The organism is Pseudomonas sp. Sample_14, from assembly GCF_004307515.1.
Taxonomy (GTDB): Bacteria; Pseudomonadota; Gammaproteobacteria; order Pseudomonadales; family Pseudomonadaceae; genus Aquipseudomonas; species Aquipseudomonas atacamensis.
On record NZ_RCOC01000092.1, the window covers coordinates 35,980 to 53,631 of the forward strand.

At 61.0% G+C, this 17,652-nt stretch carries 13 protein-coding genes; 5 read left to right on the plus strand and 8 right to left on the minus strand.

What is annotated here, in order from left to right:
• Positions 1 to 12: 12 nt before the first annotated feature.
• The 4 genes from pheA to mtnA form a co-directional block, all read right to left on the minus strand.
• Complete coding sequence (pheA, locus tag D8U61_RS21765; RefSeq protein ID WP_016770924.1) at positions 13 to 1,107, minus strand: prephenate dehydratase; 1,095 nt, start codon at positions 1,105 to 1,107, stop codon at positions 13 to 15.
• On the minus strand, positions 1,107 to 2,192 hold the full coding sequence (gene serC, locus D8U61_RS21770) for a 3-phosphoserine/phosphohydroxythreonine transaminase (RefSeq protein ID WP_038860448.1): 1,086 nt from the start codon (positions 2,190 to 2,192) through the stop codon (positions 1,107 to 1,109). Before serC ends, pheA begins: the two co-directional genes overlap by 1 nt.
• A 231-nt stretch (positions 2,193 to 2,423) precedes the next feature.
• Positions 2,424 to 5,078, minus strand: a complete 2,655-nt coding sequence (gene gyrA, locus D8U61_RS21775; protein ID WP_125926377.1) for a DNA gyrase subunit A — start codon at positions 5,076 to 5,078, stop codon at positions 2,424 to 2,426.
• A gap of 423 nt (positions 5,079 to 5,501) precedes the next feature.
• Entirely contained in the window at positions 5,502 to 6,578 is a 1,077-nt protein-coding gene (gene mtnA, locus D8U61_RS21780; RefSeq protein WP_130927656.1) for an S-methyl-5-thioribose-1-phosphate isomerase, read from the minus strand.
• A 108-nt stretch (positions 6,579 to 6,686) separates the two neighbouring features.
• On the opposite strand from mtnA, the gene D8U61_RS21785 reads away from it, so the two are divergent.
• From D8U61_RS21785 to D8U61_RS21805, 5 genes are all read left to right on the plus strand, one after another.
• Positions 6,687 to 8,021, plus strand: coding sequence for a TRZ/ATZ family hydrolase (locus D8U61_RS21785; RefSeq protein WP_071173171.1), 1,335 nt, complete (start codon positions 6,687 to 6,689; stop codon positions 8,019 to 8,021).
• A gap of 58 nt (positions 8,022 to 8,079) precedes the next feature.
• Positions 8,080 to 8,778, plus strand: a complete 699-nt coding sequence (gene ubiG / locus D8U61_RS21790; RefSeq protein WP_024013875.1) for a bifunctional 2-polyprenyl-6-hydroxyphenol methylase/3-demethylubiquinol 3-O-methyltransferase UbiG — start codon at positions 8,080 to 8,082, stop codon at positions 8,776 to 8,778.
• A gap of 4 nt (positions 8,779 to 8,782) precedes the next feature.
• Positions 8,783 to 9,454, plus strand: coding sequence for an N-acetylmuramic acid 6-phosphate phosphatase MupP (gene mupP, locus D8U61_RS21795; RefSeq protein WP_073472346.1), 672 nt, complete (start codon positions 8,783 to 8,785; stop codon positions 9,452 to 9,454).
• 183 nt (positions 9,455 to 9,637) lie between these two features.
• Positions 9,638 to 10,378: a YciK family oxidoreductase gene (locus D8U61_RS21800; RefSeq protein WP_130927657.1), complete on the plus strand. Its 741-nt coding sequence runs from the start codon at positions 9,638 to 9,640 to the stop codon at positions 10,376 to 10,378.
• 361 nt (positions 10,379 to 10,739) lie between these two features.
• Positions 10,740 to 11,666, plus strand: coding sequence for a GGDEF domain-containing protein (locus tag D8U61_RS21805; RefSeq protein ID WP_024013877.1), 927 nt, complete (start codon positions 10,740 to 10,742; stop codon positions 11,664 to 11,666).
• A gap of 102 nt (positions 11,667 to 11,768) precedes the next feature.
• Here D8U61_RS21805 and D8U61_RS21810 read toward each other — a convergent pair whose 3' ends face one another.
• From D8U61_RS21810 to D8U61_RS21825, 4 genes are all read right to left on the minus strand, one after another.
• On the minus strand, positions 11,769 to 12,563 hold the full coding sequence (locus tag D8U61_RS21810) for an iron-containing redox enzyme family protein (RefSeq protein WP_130927658.1): 795 nt from the start codon (positions 12,561 to 12,563) through the stop codon (positions 11,769 to 11,771).
• Positions 12,564 to 12,609: 46 nt separating this feature from the next.
• Complete coding sequence (locus D8U61_RS21815) at positions 12,610 to 15,069, minus strand: EAL domain-containing protein (protein ID WP_130927659.1); 2,460 nt, start codon at positions 15,067 to 15,069, stop codon at positions 12,610 to 12,612.
• Between the two features lie 137 nt (positions 15,070 to 15,206).
• Positions 15,207 to 17,024: an ABC transporter ATP-binding protein gene (locus D8U61_RS21820; RefSeq protein ID WP_130927660.1), complete on the minus strand. Its 1,818-nt coding sequence runs from the start codon at positions 17,022 to 17,024 to the stop codon at positions 15,207 to 15,209.
• Positions 17,017 to 17,619 (minus strand): DsbA family protein, encoded by a 603-nt coding sequence (locus D8U61_RS21825; RefSeq protein WP_177433361.1) that lies wholly within the window; start codon positions 17,617 to 17,619, stop codon positions 17,017 to 17,019. Before D8U61_RS21825 ends, D8U61_RS21820 begins: the two co-directional genes overlap by 8 nt.
• Positions 17,620 to 17,652 lie beyond the last annotated feature (33 nt).

The window sequence follows — 17,652 nt, forward strand, 5'->3', positions numbered from 1 at the left end:
TGCTACCGCCCCTTAGAGAACTGCTTTCGGGTAGGAACCCAGCACTTTGAGTGCTACTGCTTCCTGACTGATCTTTTCCAGCACACCTTTGATCAACGGATCACGGTGGTGGCCGACGAAGTCGATGAAGAACACGTAGGTCCATTTGCCGCTGCGCGACGGACGGGTTTCGATGCGGGTCAGGTCGATGCCATTGTCGTGGAACGGCACCAGCAGCTCATGGAGCGCGCCGGGCTTGTTGCTCATCGACACGATGATCGAGGTCTTGTCGTCGCCGGTAGGCGGCACTTCCTGGTTACCGATCATCAGGAAGCGCGTCGAGTTGTCAGGGCGATCTTCGATCTTCTCGGCTAGACGCGTCAGGCCGTACAGCCCTGCCGCCATGTCGCCAGCGATCGCCGCCGAATTCCACTCACCCTTGACCCGCTTGGCCGCTTCGGCGTTGCTCGATACCGCGACGCGTTCGACATTCGGGTAATGCGCGTCCAGCCACTTGCGGCACTGGGCCAGCGACTGCGCGTGGGAATAGATGCGGCTGATGCTGTCGGTCTTGGTATTTTCGCCGACCAGCAAATGATGGTGGATGCGCAGCTCGACTTCGCCACAGATCACCATGTCGTGTTCGAGGAAGCTGTCCAGCGTGTGATTGACCGCGCCTTCGGTGGAGTTTTCCACCGGCACCACGCCGAAATTCACCGCACCGGCGGCGACTTCACGGAACACTTCGTCGATCGCCGCCATCGGCTTGCTGATCACTGCGTGGCCGAAGTGCTTCATCGCCGCCGCTTGGGTGAAGGTACCTTCAGGGCCGAGGTACGCCACTTTCAGTGGCTGCTCCAGCGCCAGGCACGACGACATGATCTCGCGGAACAGCCGCGCCATTTCTTCGTTGCCCAGCGGCCCCTGATTGCGCTCCATCACACGTTTGAGCACCTGAGCTTCGCGCTCGGGACGATAGAACACCGGCACTTCGCCTTCGGCCAGCGAGGCCATCTTCACGCGGGCGACTTCCTGGGCGCAACGCGCACGCTCACTGATCAGCTCGAGGACTTTGGTGTCCAGAGCGTCGATGCGAACGCGCAGTGCCTTGAGTTCTTGCTCGGACATCAGCCGTGTTCCTTCTCGAATTCCGCCATGTACGCCACCAGCGCGTTGACCGCGGTGATGTCGACGGCGTTGTAGATGGAGGCGCGCATACCGCCAACCGAGCGGTGGCCCTTGAGGTTGAGCAGACCGCGCTCGTCGGCACCGGCGAGGAACGGCTTGTCCAGACGATCGTCAGCGAGACGGAACGGCACGTTCATCCACGAGCGATCCGACTTGTTGATCGGGTTGCTGTAGAGACCGCTGGCGTCGATGAAGTCGTACAGGGTGCGCTGCTTGACGTCGTTGAGCTTGGCGATCGCTTCGACGCCGCCCTGCTCTTTCAGCCATTGGAACACCAGACCGGACAGGTACCAGGCCAGCGTCGGCGGGGTGTTGTACATCGAGCCGTTATCAGCCGCGACCTTGTAGTTGAGCATGGTTGGGCACAGCGAGCGGGCCTTGCCGAGCAAGTCTTCGCGGATGATGTTGACGACGATGCCGCTCGGGCCGATGTTCTTCTGCGCGCCGGCGTAGATCATGCCGAAACGCGAAATATCGACCGGGCGCGAGAGGATGTCCGAAGACATGTCCGCCACCAGCGGTACGTCACCGGTTTGCGGGATCCACTGGAATTCCAGACCGCCGATGGTTTCGTTCGGCGCGTAGTGAACGTACGCGGCGTCTTTCGACAGGTTCCACTCGTTCTGGCCTGGGATGGCGAAATAGTCGTAAGGCTTGGCAGTGGCAGCAACGTTGACGTGGCCATAGCGCGAGGCTTCTTCGATGGCTTTCTGCGACCAGATACCGGTGTCGATGTAGTCGGCCGAGCCGCCTTCAGGCAACAGGTTCAACGGGATCTGTGCGAACTGCTGGCTGGCGCCGCCCTGCAGAAACAGCACTTTGTAGTTCGACGGGATATTCAGCAGGTCACGCAGATCCTGCTCGGCCTGGGTGGCAATGGACACGAACTCATCGCTGCGATGGCTCATTTCCATGACCGACAGACCCTTGCCGTGCCAATCAAGGAGTTCACCCTGGGCGCGCTGCAGGACAGCTTCAGGCAGCGCCGCCGGACCGGCGCAGAAGTTATAGGCTCGCTTGCTCACATCCAATCTCGCTCTGATTTGGTGGTATCACGCAATAAATCACACTACCGATCAACATGGTCCTGTGGGAGCGAGCCTGCTCGCGAATGCATCACCGCGGTGCTTCAGAGGTACCGCAGCGCCTGCTTTCGCGAGCAGGCTCGCTCCCACAGGGGATCTCCATGATGTCGAAAATTCATACCGGACAAATAACAAGGGGGCGAATTCTCATCCGCCCCCTCGTTTATCCGCTTATTCCTGCGGCTCTTCGTCTGCTGCGGCGTCGAGTTGCTGGTCTTCACCCGCTTCGTCGATACCGACGCTGCCTGCGATTTCCTCGCCCTCTTCACCGTCGAGTTCTTCGCCTTCGATTTCCGAAGGCTCCTGAACCCGCTCCAGGCCGACCAGGGTTTCATCCTTGGCCAGCTTGATTAGCGTCACGCCCTGAGTGTTACGACCCAGGCTCGACACTTCGTCGACACGGGTACGCACCAGAGTGCCCTGATCGGAGATCAGCATGATTTCTTCGCCGTCGAGCACCTGCACTGCGCCGACCAGACGGCCGTTACGCTCGTTGCTGACCATGGCGATCACGCCCTGGCCGCCACGCTTGTACTCAGGGAACTCGGTGATCGCGGTGCGCTTGCCATAACCACGCTCGGAAGCGGTGAGGATCTGGCTGCCTTCTTCCGGGATCAGCATGGAAATAAGCTTCTGCCCTTCCGGCAGACGCATGCCGCGCACGCCGCGAGCGGTACGGCCCATGGCACGCACGTCGGACTCCTTGAAGCGGGTGACCTTGCCGCCGTCGGAGAACAGCATCACTTCGCGCTCGCCATCGGTGATGGCCGCAGAGATCAGCACGTCGCCTTCGTCCAGTTCCAGCGCGATCAGACCGACGCTGCGCTGACGGCTGAAGGATTCCAGCGGGGTCTTCTTCACGGTGCCGTTGGCGGTGGCCATGAAGATGTAGTGACCTTCGGTGTATTCCTCGACCGGCAGCATGGTGGTGATGTATTCACCATCATCCAGCGGCAGCAGGTTGACCAGCGGACGACCACGGGCCGCGCGGGACGCTTCCGGAATCTCGTAGGTCTTGAGCCAGTACACCTTGCCCTTGCTGGAGAACAGCAGCAGCGTGGTGTGGCTGTTGGCGACCAGCAGGTGAGCGATGTAGTCCTCATCCTTGACGCCGGTAGCCGATTTGCCTTTGCCGCCACGACGCTGAGCCTGGTACGCAGCCAGCGGCTGGGTCTTGGCGTAGCCACCGTGGGAAATGGTCACGACGCGCTCTTCTTCCGGGATCATGTCGCCCAGGGTCAGATCGAGACGGGCATCGAGAATTTCGGTGCGGCGCACGTCGCCGTATTCGGCGCGGATCACTTCCAGCTCTTCGCGGATCACTTCCATCAGACGCACGGCGCTGTTGAGGATGCGGATCAGCTCGCCGATCTGGTTGAGGATCTCTTGATACTCGGCCAGCAGCTTCTCGTGCTCCAGACCGGTCAGACGGTGCAGGCGCAGTTCGAGAATGGCTTGCGCCTGTTCTGGCGAGAGGAAGTACTTGCCTTCACGCAGACCGTATTGCGGATCGAGGTTTTCCGGACGGCACGAATCGGCACCGGCACGCTCAACCATCGCCACCACAGCCGAGGATTCCCAAGGCGTGCTGATCAGCGCTTCCTTGGCTTCCGACGGCGTTGGCGAAGCCTTGATCAGGGCGATCACCGGGTCGATGTTCGACAGGGCAACGGCCTGGCCTTCGAGAATGTGCCCACGCTCGCGCGCCTTGCGCAATTCGAACACGGTACGGCGGGTAACCACTTCGCGACGGTGACGGACGAAGGCTTCAAGCAGATCCTTGAGGTTGAGGATGCGCGGGCGGCCGTCGATCAGCGCGACGATGTTGATGCCGAATACCGATTGCAGCTGGGTCTGGGCGTAGAGGTTGTTGAGGATCACCTCAGGCACTTCGCCGCGACGCAGCTCGATGACGACGCGCATACCGTCCTTGTCGGACTCGTCGCGCAGCTCGGTGATGCCTTCGAGCTTCTTCTCTTTGACCAGCTCGGCGATCTTCTCGATCAGACGCGCCTTGTTCAGCTGGTAAGGCAGTTCGGTGATGACGATCTGCTGACGGCCACCCACCTTGTCGATGTCTTCGATGATCGAGCGGGCACGCATGTAAATGCGTCCGCGACCGGTGCGGTAGGCTTCGATGATGCCGGCGCGACCGTTGATGATCGCAGCCGTCGGGAAGTCCGGACCGGGAATGTATTGCATCAGCTCATCGACGGTCAGCTCGGGGTTGTCGATGAGGGCCAGGCAACCGTCGATGACTTCACCGAGGTTGTGCGGCGGAATGTTGGTCGCCATGCCCACGGCGATACCGCTGGAACCGTTGACCAGCAGGTTCGGTACGCGGGTCGGCATGACTGCCGGGATCAGTTCGGTGCCGTCGTAGTTCGGCACCCAGTCCACGGTTTCCTTGTGCAGGTCAGCCAGCAGCTCGTGCGCCAGCTTGGTCATGCGCACTTCGGTGTATCGCATGGCCGCAGCGTTGTCGCCGTCGACCGAACCGAAGTTGCCCTGGCCGTCGACCAGCAGGTAGCGCAGGGAGAAAGGCTGGGCCATGCGAACGATGGTGTCGTACACGGCAGTGTCACCGTGCGGGTGATACTTACCGATCACGTCGCCGACGACACGGGCAGATTTCTTGTACGGCTTGTTGTAGTCGTTGCCCAGCTCGCTCATCGCGAACAGTACGCGACGGTGCACGGGCTTGAGGCCATCGCGCGCATCCGGCAGTGCACGGCCGACGATCACGCTCATTGCGTAGTCGAGGTAGGACTGTTTCAGCTCGTCTTCGATATTGACCGGGAGGATTTCTTTGGCCAGTTCGCCCATGAGAAGCCTGATTCCTTTTTCTGGTGAAACTTCGTCATATCCATGTGGGAGCAACGAAGCTCGTCGGGGCCGGCCGAGTGCCATGCGCCGACTTACGACAAATCAACATTGGATCGCGGATTTGCGCAGTAAAGACAGCTCCGTGGAGCCGCCTCGGAAAACGCCGGATGTTATCACAAAGGCCGCCACGCACCTATCCCCCAGATGCGCATGGAGCATAGTTAGTTGACCGATGACAGGCTTGAGGGGGACGACAGAAGCTCTGAGCTTCTTTGAATGTGAAATCTGGGGCAGATTTACAGTTGTTTATTGACATTCAGGCCCTCATCGCTGGCAAGCCAGCTCCCACAGGTTCAATGCCGGGCACAAAACCTGTGGGAGCTGGCTTGCCAGAGATGGGGCCCGCTCACACGCTAAAGACCTTCAATGCAGGCGCTTGCGGCACATCAACTGGACCATTTTCGCGGTGTCCGGGCGTTCGACGATGCCTTTCTCGGTGACGATCGCATCGATCAGATCCGCCGGGGTGACATCAAACACCGGGTTGAACGCTTCAACATCGGCACCGACGCGTTTACCGCCGACTTCCAGCAGTTCGGCGCCATCACGTTCTTCGATCGGAATGTCATCGCCGCTGGCCAGATTCATGTCGATGGTCGAACTCGGCGCCACCACCATGAAGCGCACGCCGTGGTGCATGGCATTTACCGCCAGTTGATAGGTGCCGATCTTGTTCGCCACGTCGCCATTGGCGGTGATGCGGTCAGCGCCGACGATCACCCAGGTCACGCCTTTGGTTTTCATGATGTGCGCGGCGGCGGAGTCGGCATTCAGGGTCACCGGGATGCCTTCGTTGGCCAGCTCCCACGCGGTCAGCCGTGAGCCCTGCAACCATGGCCGGGTTTCGTCGGCGTAAACGCGCTCGACCATGCCTTCTATATAAGCAGCGCGGATCACCCCCAGCGCAGTACCGAACCCGCCGGTGGCCAGCGCGCCGGTATTGCAATGGGTCAGGATGGCCTGAGCGTTGCCCTGATGCTTGCGAATCAGATCGACACCAAGCTGCGCCATGGTCAGGTTGGCCTCGCGGTCGCTTTCATGAATGGCGATAGCTTCGGCTTCCAGCGCCGCCAGCGGATCGGCGTTGCTTTTCAGCCGATCCAGGCGATCGTGCATGCGCCCCAGCGCCCAGAACAGATTGACCGCGGTCGGCCGCGAATCGGCCAGCAGGGCAAAATCCTCTTCCAACGCCGCGTACCAGTCGCCGCCTTCGGCAATCCGCGCCCGCGCCGCGAGGACGATGCCATAAGCCGCACTGATGCCGATGGCCGGTGCACCACGCACGACCATCGAGCGAATCGCCTCGGCCACGCCGGCGGCGCTGGTGTAGGCGATCCAGGTTTCCTCGAACGGCAAAATACGCTGATCCAGCAGGTGCAGCGCGCCATCACGCCAATCGATGGCCTTTACTTTCTCCGCAGCCAACAGTCGATCGCGCATCCCACACCCCGCACTCATGAACAAAAGCCGCCGATTATAGCGATCCCCCCGCGAAGACGCTCGGGTATACTTCGCCATCCTTTACAAAAGCACTGGAACCGACCCTCGATGCCGAAACCTGCCATTGCGCTCGACCTGTTATTGCTGCCGACCTGGCTGGTCCCTGTCGAACCTGCAGGCGTGGTGCTCAAGGAGCACGGCCTGGGCATCCGTGACGGTTGCATCGTGTTTATCGGCCCGCGCGCCGAAGCGTTGAAGTGTAACGCGACAGAAATCCGTGAACTGCCGGATGTTCTGTTGGCGCCGGGACTAATCAATGCCCACGGCCACGCGGCGATGACGCTGTTCCGTGGCCTGGCCGACGATCTGCCGCTGATGACCTGGCTGGAAAATCATATCTGGCCGGCCGAAGGCAAATGGGTCGATGAGGACTTCGTCCGCGACGGCACCGATCTGGCCATCGCCGAGCAGATCAAGGGCGGCATCACCTGCTTCTCTGACATGTACTTTTTCCCGAAAGTCGCCAGCGAGCGCGTACACAACAGCGGTATCCGCGCGCAGATCGCCATTCCGATCCTCGATTTCCCGATCCCCGGCGCCAGCAGTGCCGACGAAGCCATTCGTCAGGGCGTCGAATTGTTCGGCGATCTCAAGCATCACGAACGCATCAAGATTACTTTCGGCCCGCATGCACCCTACACCGTCGGTGATGAGAACCTGGAAAAAATCAGGGTCATCGCCGAGGAGTTGGACGCCTCTATCCACATGCATGTGCATGAAACCGCATTCGAAGTGCAGCAGGCCGTCGAGCAGACCGGCGAACGGCCACTGGCGCGCCTGGGTCGCCTTGGCCTGCTCGGCCCGCGCTTCCAGGCGGTGCACATGACCCAGATCAGCGATGACGACCTCGCGCTGCTGGTAGAAAGCAACAGCAGCGTGATCCACTGCCCGGAATCCAATCTGAAACTGGCCAGCGGCTTCTGCCCGGTCGAACGTTTGTGGCAGGCTGGGGTGAACGTTGCCGTCGGCACCGATGGCGCGGCGAGCAACAATGATCTCGACCTGCTCGGCGAAACCCGCACCGCCGCCCTGCTGGCCAAAGCCGTCGCCGGCTCTGCCACTGCGCTGGACGCCCATCGCGCCTTGCGCATGGCCACCCTCAATGGTGCGCGTGCACTGGGGATCGAGGCGCAGGTCGGCTCGCTGGAGATTGGCAAAGCCGCGGACATCGTCGCTTTCGACCTGTCCGGCCTGGCGCAGCAACCGGTGTATGACCCGGTGTCGCAGCTGATTTATGCCACCGGGCGTGATTGCGTGAAACACCTGTGGGTCGCCGGCAAGCAACTGCTCGACGACCGGCGCCTGACCCGCATGGACGAACAACAGCTGGGCGCGACCGCCCGCCACTGGGGCCAGCGCATCAGCGGCCACACCGAATCGTAAACACCGCGGCGCTATATCCGCGGCTACAGCCCTTTTCAGGTTTTTCGAGGAATTGAACATGAGCAACGTCGACCACGCCGAAATCGCCAAATTCGAGGCCCTGGCCCATCGCTGGTGGGACCGTGAAAGCGAATTCAAACCGCTGCACGACATCAACCCGCTGCGGGTCAACTGGATCGACGAGCGAGTCAATCTGGCCGGCAAGAAAGTCCTCGACGTCGGCTGCGGCGGCGGCATCCTCAGCGAAGCCATGGCCCAGCGTGGCGCCACCGTGATGGGCATCGACATGGGCGAAGCGCCGCTGGCGGTCGCACAACTGCATCAGCTGGAATCCGGGGTCAGCGTCGAATACCGGCAGATCACCGCCGAAGCCCTCGCCGACGAAATGCCCGAGCAGTTCGACGTGGTCACCTGCCTGGAAATGCTCGAGCACGTGCCGGATCCATCCTCGGTAATCCGTGCCTGCTTCCGCATGGTCAAGCCGGGCGGCCAGGTATTCTTCTCGACCATCAACCGCAACCCGAAGGCGTATCTGTTCGCGATCATCGGCGCCGAATACATCATGAAGCTGCTACCGCGCGGCACCCACGACTTCAAGAAATTCATCCGCCCGTCCGAGCTCGGCGCGTGGAGCCGCATGGCTGGCCTGACCGTCAAGGACATCATCGGCCTGACCTACAACCCGCTGACCAAGCACTACAAGCTGGCCAACGACGTTGACGTCAACTACATGATCCAGACCCTGCGCGAGGAATAAGCCGATGGCCATCAGAGCGGTACTTTTCGACATGGACGGCACCCTGCTCGACACCGCGCCGGACTTCATCGCCATCTGCCAGGCGATGCGCGCCGATCGCGGTCTGCCGCCGATCAACGACAAGCACATCCGCGACGAGATTTCCGGCGGCGCCAAGGCCATGGTCGCGGTGACGTTCTCGATGGATCCGGAATCGCCCGGCTTCGAAGAGCTGCGCCAGGAGTTTCTCGAGCGCTATCTGGTCGGCTGCGCGGTGCACAGCAAACTGTTCGACGGCATGGGCGAACTGCTCGCCGATATCGAAAAGGCCAACCTGATCTGGGGCGTGGTCACCAACAAACCGGTGCGCTTCGCCGAGCCGATCATGCAGCGTCTGGGGCTGGCCGAGCGTTCGGCGCTGCTGATCTGCCCGGATCATGTGAAGAACAGCAAGCCGGATCCGGAGCCGCTGATCCTCGCCTGCAAGATGCTTGATCTGGATCCGTCGACCGTGCTGTTTATCGGCGATGATCTGCGCGATATCGAATCGGGCCGCGATGCCGGCACCAAAACCGCTGCGGTGACCTACGGCTACATCCACCCGGACGACAATCCACGGCACTGGGGCGCGGACGTGGTAGTGGATCACCCGCTGGAGTTGCGCAAGGTGCTCGACAGCGCGCTGTGCAGCTGCTGACCTGACTGTTGCAAGCTCCCTGTGTGGCGAGGGGATTTATCCCCGCTGGGCTGCGAAGCGGCCCCCGCTTTCATCCAGGCAATGTGACACACAGGTTTTGCGACGGCTTCGCCGCCGAACGGGGATAAATCCCCTCGCCACAGGGGTGAAGCAGATCTTCATGAAATGGATTGTGAGGTTTTTATGTTTGATTACACCGCTCGCCCTGAATTGCTCAAGGATCGGGTCATTCTGGTCACCGGTGCCGGCCGTGGCATCGGCGCGGCTGCGGCGAAAACCTATGCCGCCCACGGTGCCACCGTGCTGCTGCTGGGCAAGACCGAAGCCAATCTGACCGAGGTCTACGACGAAATCGAAGCAGCGGGCCACCCGCAACCGGCGGTGATCCCGTTCAACCTCGAGACCGCCCTGCCCCATCAATATGATGAGCTGGCCGCGATGATCGAAACCGAGTTCGGCCATCTCGACGGCCTGCTGCACAACGCTTCGATCATCGGCCCGCGCACGCCGATCGAACAACTCTCCGGCGAAAACTTCATGCGGGTCATGCAGGTCAACGTCAACGCGATGTTCATGCTGACCAGCACCCTGCTGCCGCTGCTCAAGCTCTCGAAGGACGCCTCGGTGGTGTTCACCTCGAGCAGCGTCGGGCGCAAGGGTCGCGCGTACTGGGGCGCTTACGGTGTGTCGAAATTTGCCACCGAAGGCCTGATGCAAACCCTGGCCGATGAAGTCGAAGGCGTTGCGCCGGTACGCTCCAATAGCATCAACCCGGGCGGTACGCGCACCAGCATGCGCGCGCAGGCTTATCCGGGGGAAAATCCGCTGAACAACCCGACACCGGAAGAGATCATGCCGGTGTATCTATACCTGATGGGCCCGGACAGCGCGGGCGTCAATGGCCAGGCTTTCAACGCCCAATAACGCCATACGTCGCATTTGTTGCCGCGGCAGAATGCTGTCGCGGCAAGCCATTGCCGCTCATAACCGTCACAAAGCCGCCAATAACCCAGCGCGGCGGCCCGGCATCAGTCAGCAAGTCGTTGATTCGAAAAGCTTTAAATTAAATCGAACCGAATGGCACGGGTTTCGCTCTAAATTCCCTCAAAACATGCCGTGTGATGGCCATGGGGCAACGCCGATTTCGATAGCTGACTGATCGTCTTGCGGCAGACTAAACTTACGCCAAACGTCCTACGGGACTGATGGATCAGTACGACGCGCAGCCCATAGCCGCTCTCACCCAGCCTGTAAGACAGACTTACTGCTTAGGGGCTCACGCCATATGAAATCTCCTTCCCAGACCCATGCAATTGACTTTGACAGTGCCAAATTGCAGCGCCTGGGCTTCGGTCAACTACCGGCGCTGATCGAGCGCCCGACCAGCCTGGCGCAACTGCGTCAGCAAATGAGCCTGCAACTGCAAACCAGCCTGGAGCCACAGCGCATCCTTGGCCTGTTCTTTCGCGAAATCCAACGCCTGGTGCCGCTGGACGCCCTGAGCTATGTGCATCAGGCCAGTGACCTGCGCCTGGAGTTCGGTGCACGCGGTCACCATTCGGTCAGCTACACCCTGAGCCACGAAGGCGAGCACATGGGCGAGCTGGTCTTCCGCCGTAATCAACGCTTCAACGACAAGGAACAGGGCGACCTCGAGTCGCTGCTGTCGTGCCTGCTGTACCCGATGCGCAACGCCCTGCTCTATCGCGCCGCGACGCAAAGTGCCTTGCGCGACCCGTTGACCGGTGCCGGCAATCGGGTGGCCATGGAGCAGACCTTGCAGCGCGAGATCGACATGTCGCGCCGTCATGCGCAACCGCTGTCGGTGCTGATGCTCGACATCGACCACTTCAAACGGGTCAACGATGACCACGGGCATGGTGCCGGCGATGAAGTGCTCAGAGCCATTGCCGCGTCGATCAAGGCGCAACTGCGCAACGTCGACATGGTGTTCCGTTATGGCGGCGAAGAGTTTCTGATCCTGCTGTCCAACACCGGTCGCGAAGCGGCGGCGATGGTCGGCGAGCGTTTGCGCCAGGCGACGCAGTCAGAGGAATATTTTGCCGATGGCCAGTTGATCGAGATCACCGTGAGCCTGGGATGCTCGACGTTGTTGCCGGGCGAGTCGGCAGACAGCTTATTGCGCCGCGCCGACAGCGCGTTATATGTCGCAAAGCGCGAGGGGCGGAACCGGCTGGCGATGGCTGGCTGAAAATCATTGTGGGAGCGAGCCTGCTCGCGAAGAGGGAGGGTCAGACAACGATTCGTTGCATGACCCACCGCTTTCGCGAGCAGGCTCGCTCCCACAGTTCAATCAGCTTTCGGTTACGGTCCGGCGCTCGCGGTTGACCAGCAAGCGCTCCGAAGTCTCCAGCTGCATGCACCGCTCCAGAAACAGGTACATGTAGTCATAACTCTTGCAGATCGCCTGCCGTAGCTCGGCCTGCAACGCCTTGCTCGGGTTCATGCCGGCCAGGGTGCAGATGATTTCCAGCGCTTCCCACGGATGAGCGTCGTCGTACTGGGCATGCATCTTCAACCACTTCATCGCGCGCTTGCGGTCCTCTTCCGGGAACGCTGCCGCGTAGACCCCGGTCGAGCAGACCACCGCTGACCACTCCCCGGTCGCGCCCTCGATCGCATAGTTGGTCGCGGCAATCGCCACGATCAGCGAATCTGCCGAGCTGGTGTGCCAGCACCAATGACTCAGAGCATGCAGCTCCGGCGGCACTTGCTGGGCCTGGAGGTCTTCGAGACTGACGCCATGGGCGCGGCTCCAGTGCATCCAGTAGTCGGCATGGTTGAGTTCGACGCGGATGTTGCGCATCAGCCAGCGCCGCGCCATGTCTTCGCCGGAATGGCGGGCAAAGCGGGTCTTGGTGAGGTTCTGCGCCATGTACAAGGCAAACTGCTCGACCACCGGCCAGCCGCCGATGAGGTACTGGCGCATGGTTTTCGCGCTGAGTCTGTTGTCGCGCATGCGCTGATAAAGTTCATGTTCGACAACCCGGCGCTTGCTCTCGCTGCAATCCTTGATGAGCTGTTGCGCCCAGGCAGGATAACTTGCAGCTTCCATGAGGGGTCCGGTTCGGTTGAATGTGTCGATCACTGTTCGGCTCCTTTTGAGTTGTGATGGCAAGGATCGGCGAGAGACTTCAACGGAACGTGCCAGGCGCTTTGAACAACAACGGCTGCGGTCTGGCAGGGCGACTTTGCAAACTGTCACAGGTAAATAACTGCGGGCGCTCGATGACATACCCCTGAGCGTAATCCACACCTATTTCAAGCAATGCCTGTTCGATCTGGTTAGTTTCAACAAACTCGGCAATTGTCTGCTTACCCATAACATGGCCGATGTGATTGATCACTTCGACCATTGCCCGATTAATCGGGTCGTCCAGCATATCCTTAACGAAACTCCCGTCGATCTTCAGGAAGTCTACAGGCAAATGTTTCAAGTAAGCGAATGAAGACATTCCGGCACAAAAGTCATCCAGAGAAAAGTGACAACCTAAGCCTTTGAGTTCATTGATAAAACGAATTGCACTGCCAAGATTTGCGATTGCACTGGTTTCAGTAATTTCAAAACAAATCATTTCAGGCGGTATAGCGTAGTTAACAAACTGTTCCCGCAGGAAGTGCAAAAACGCGTCATCTCCTATAGTAATGCCTGACAGATTAATCGCACACATTGCCAAAGGAAGTTCATGTTCCTGTTCAATACACTGGGCAATAACCTTGAAAACATTTTCAACTACCCAGCGATCTAACTGGGTCATCAAACCATATCGCTCCGCTGCCGGAATAAAGCTGTCAGGCAAAATCATCCGCCCGGATTCATCATGCAAACGCAGGAGTATTTCGACGTGCCCCGCCTGGCCGGGTTGCGGCTTGAGCGGCGCGATCTGTTGGGCGTAAAGGCAAAAGCGGTTTTCTTCCAGCGCCATGTGCAGGCGCTGCACCCAAGCCATTTCACCGAAGCGCATGGACAGTTCGGAGTCGTCCGCATGATAGACCTGCACGCGGTTGCGGCCCTTTTCCTTGGCCATGTAGCAAGCCATGTCCGCCGCACGCAGGGAGGCTTCAAGGGTGGTCGGATTCTGCGCGACATGCACCAGGCCGATACTGACGGTGGTCAGGAAGGGCCGCCCCTTCCAGACAAAATGCAGGTTCTGCACGGTCTGGCGCAGGCTTTCGGCAATCTTCTCGGCGATGTCCGGCGGGCAGTTCTCCAGCAAAATCCCGAATTCGTCGCCGCCCAGTCGCGCCAGGGTATCGCCCTCGCGCAAGTCTGATTGCAGCAGCGTGCAGATGTGCCGCAGCAACTCATCGCCCGCCGCATGACCACAGGTGTCGTTGACCAGTTTGAACTGGTCCAGATCGAGGAACATCAGTGCATGCCGCCCGGGCTGGCGCGTCAGTTTGTGCAAGGCCTGCTCGAGGCGATATTCGAATTCGCGGCGGTTGGCCAGCCCGGTCAGCGCATCGTGGGTCGCCTGCCAGGACAGATTGGCGATGTATTGCCGCTCCTGGGTCATGTCGTGCAGCACCAGCACCGTGCCGCTGACATTCCCGGCATTGCGGATCGGCGCGCCGACCAGGGTCACCGACAGGGTGCTGCCGTCCAGACGCTGGATCAGCTTGGAATGTTCGCTGCCGCCGCTGAGCTGGCCGCTGAGAATGTGCTCGATCAACGTGAGCCCTTCGGTCTGGGCGTTATCGTCGAGAAGGTTGAACAGCGCCGACAACGGCAGCCCTGCCGCCTGCTCGGCCTTCCAGTGCGTCATGGCCTCGGCGGCGGGGTTCATGTAATCGATCGCGCCGTTGACGTCGGTGGTGATCACGCCATCACCAATCGACTGCAGCGTGATATGCGCGCGATCCTTTTCCAGTTGCAGCGCCTGGGCAAACTCATGGCGCTGCTTGAGCAGTTTGTGCGTGCGCCACAGCGCCAGCGCGATCAGACCCAGCGCGGTGGCCAGGTTGGTGAACAGCAGCAGGCGCATGATCACCCGCGAGCCTTCGCCCAAGGCATCGCTGAAAGCCCTGGCCGCTGGGGTGACTGCATCGTTGATGGCGAAGATCTGTAACTTCCAGCGCTGCACATCGCCGGGACTGGCCTGGTTCTGCGCAATGCCTTGGTGCATCTCCTGCGCGACTTCGTGCAGTCGGTCGAGATAGGCATCGCCAATCGTCCAGCGATCGATCGCGGTTTCCAGATAACTGTAGTGGCGGAAATTGAGGTACAGCCAGATGACGCTGGAGACATCGTCTGGATGATTGCCACCCTTGAGAATGCCTTGGCGCGCCGCTTGCAGATCCGGCGGCTGACGATCCAGCGCCAGGCGCAATTGGTGCCCGCCCTGCGGCACGGCGATCGCCGTCAGGTATTTGCGATAGATCGCCTCGTCACGGCTGTCGGCGTAGAGGTTGAGATAATAGATGGCGTCTTTCTGGCCCTTGGACCACAGGCTTTCGCCAGCGACGTAGCCACGCACGGCCGAAAGCACGTAAAGGCTCACGCCCCCCAGTAATGCCTGGAACACCACGACAGCAATAAAGGGCCAGACGATACCCAACAACCGTGGTGTTCCCAGAGTCTGCTTTTGCTTCATGAGAGTCCTTGCATGAGCACTGCCCGCTCGCCTTCCGGGCGAATTCGCTATGACGAGACTAGGTGGGGTTCTCGTTCAAGGCAAGGCGCGGCGTTACACCGCGCGCAGAACCTCTGACAGGTCGGCAAGGGTTTCGATCAGTGCTGTTGCAAGTTGCCGTAGAGCTTGGCGTACAGACCGCCGTCGGCGATCAGTTGGCGATGGTCGCCGTCCTCGGCGATCTGCCCGCCGTCGAACACCAGCACGCGGTCCGCCTGTTTCACCGCCGACAGGCGATGGGCAATGATTAGCGTGGTGCGGCCATGGAGAAATTTCGCCATCGCCTGGTGCAGGTTGTACTCGGTGGCGGCATCGAGGGCCGAGGTGGCTTCGTCGAGAATCACCACTTTCGGCTCGGCGAGAATCATCCGCGCGATCGCCAGACGCTGGCGCTGGCCGCCGGACAAACGCACGCCGGAACGCCCGACGATGCTGTCGAGACCAGCGGGCAGCGCGCGGATGGTCGCGGCCATCTGCGCGATTTCCAGCGCCTGCCAGCAGGCTTCGTCGCTGCGCATGCGGCCCATGGTCAGGTTGGCGCGCACGCTGTCGTTGAACAGCGCCGGATGCTGCAGCACCACCGCGACGTTCTCGCGCACCGTCTCCAGACCGATTTCCTGCTGAGTCGACCCACCGAAGCGAATGGTCCCGGCCGCTGGCCTGTACAGGCCCAACAGCAATTGCACCAAGGTGCTTTTGCCGCCGCCGCTGGCGCCGACGATCGCGACTTTTTCGCCGGGCAGGATCGACAGGTTCATCTGATCCAGCACCAGCTCGTCGCCGTAACCGAAGCTCAGGCCTTGCACCTCGATGCCGACGGTGTCGCGCCCCTTGAACGGATCGACGCCGCCGGGATACTGCGGCTCGTCGGCACGCGCCAGCAGTTCATTGATCCGAGTCAGCGCACCGCCCGCTGCGTAGTAGGCGTATTGCAGATTGAGCAGCTGTTCGACCGGGCCGATCATGAACCACAGGTAACTGAACACCGCGAGCATCTGCCCGATCGACAGGTCGGAAAACAGCACGGTGAGCATCGCCGCCGCGCGGAAGATGTCGATGCCGAACTGGAACAACAAACCACTGGCGCGGTTCGAGGCGTCGGTTTTCCACTGCGAGTTGACTGCGTAGTTGCGCACCTCCTGCGCGCGCAAACCGAGGCGCCCGAGGAAATAGCCCTGACGATTGCCCGCGCGCACTTCCTGAATCGCATCGAGAGTTTCGCTCAGCGCCTGAGTGAAGCGCGAGGTGCTGTCGTTCTCGAGTTTTTTCAGGTGCTTGACGCGTTTGCCCAGCTGCACCGTGGCGTAGATCACCAACGGGTTGAACAGCAGGATCAGCAGCGCCAGCTTCCAGTGCATCCACATCAGAATGCTGGCGGTGCCGACCAGGGTCAGCATCGCGACGAGGAAGCGGCTGAGGGTTTCGCCGACGAATTTGTCGAGGGTATCCAGATCGGTGACCAGGTGCGTGGTCACCGTGCCGCTGCCGAGGCTTTCGTATTCGCCGAGGGAAATGCGCTTGAGCCGCTCGATCAGGCGCACGCGAATGCGGTAGACGATGTCCTTGGCCAGGCGCGCGAACAGCCGCGACTGCAACACGCCAAAACACAGGGCGCTGCAACGCAAGGTCAGGGTCACCACCAGCATCAGGCCGATATAACCCGCCGCCTGCTGCCACATGCTCGGCAGAAAATGGTTCATGACTTTCAGCGCGGCATCGCCGTGGCCGAGCAGGACTTCGTCGACCAGCAATGGCAGCAGCAAGGGAATCGGCACGCTGCACAGCGTCGCCAGCACGGCCACGCCGTTGGCGATCCACAGGGATTTCTTGTGATGCAGTGCCAGACGCCGGACTTCAGCCCAGCTCAGCCGGTCGACACGCTCTACGGCTGGCGTGTCATCGGCACGGTCAGACACAGGCCGCGCGCTCCAGCCAGCGGCCGAGCAACGGCGACAGCTCGCTGAGCGGTTGATAGCCGTTGGTCAGCAGCGCCAGTTGCCCGTTGCGCTCGGCCAGCAGGGTCGGAAAACCGGCGATGCCCAGATCCTGTACCCAGGTGAAATCGGCCTGGGTCGCCTTGTGCTGATCGGCATGATCGAACAACGCGGCGAATTCGATCCGCGGCACACCGGCCTGCTCCGCCAGTTCGACCAGCACGCTGGCCTGAGTGACATCGCGACCTTCGGCGTAGAACGCCTGCTGGATCATCCCGACCAGTGTCCACGCGCAATCCGGCGCCAGACTGCGCGCGGTGACAATGGCGCGACAGGCAGGCTCGGTGTCGTAGACAAAACCGTCGGGCAACGCGCCATCGAACTTGAACGGCTGGCCGGTGGCCTCGGTGACCGCTTGCCAGTGCTCAAGAATGTAGCGCCGCGTGGTCGGCTCCAGCGCCGAGCCGCTGCCGGTGCGCAGACCGCCAACCACCAGATGCAGCTCGACCCCGGCTGCCTGCGCCTGCTCGACCAGTGCCTTGGCCACCGGAGCAAAACCCCAGCACCATGAACACATCGGATCCATCACGTAGAGCAGGCGCGCAGACAT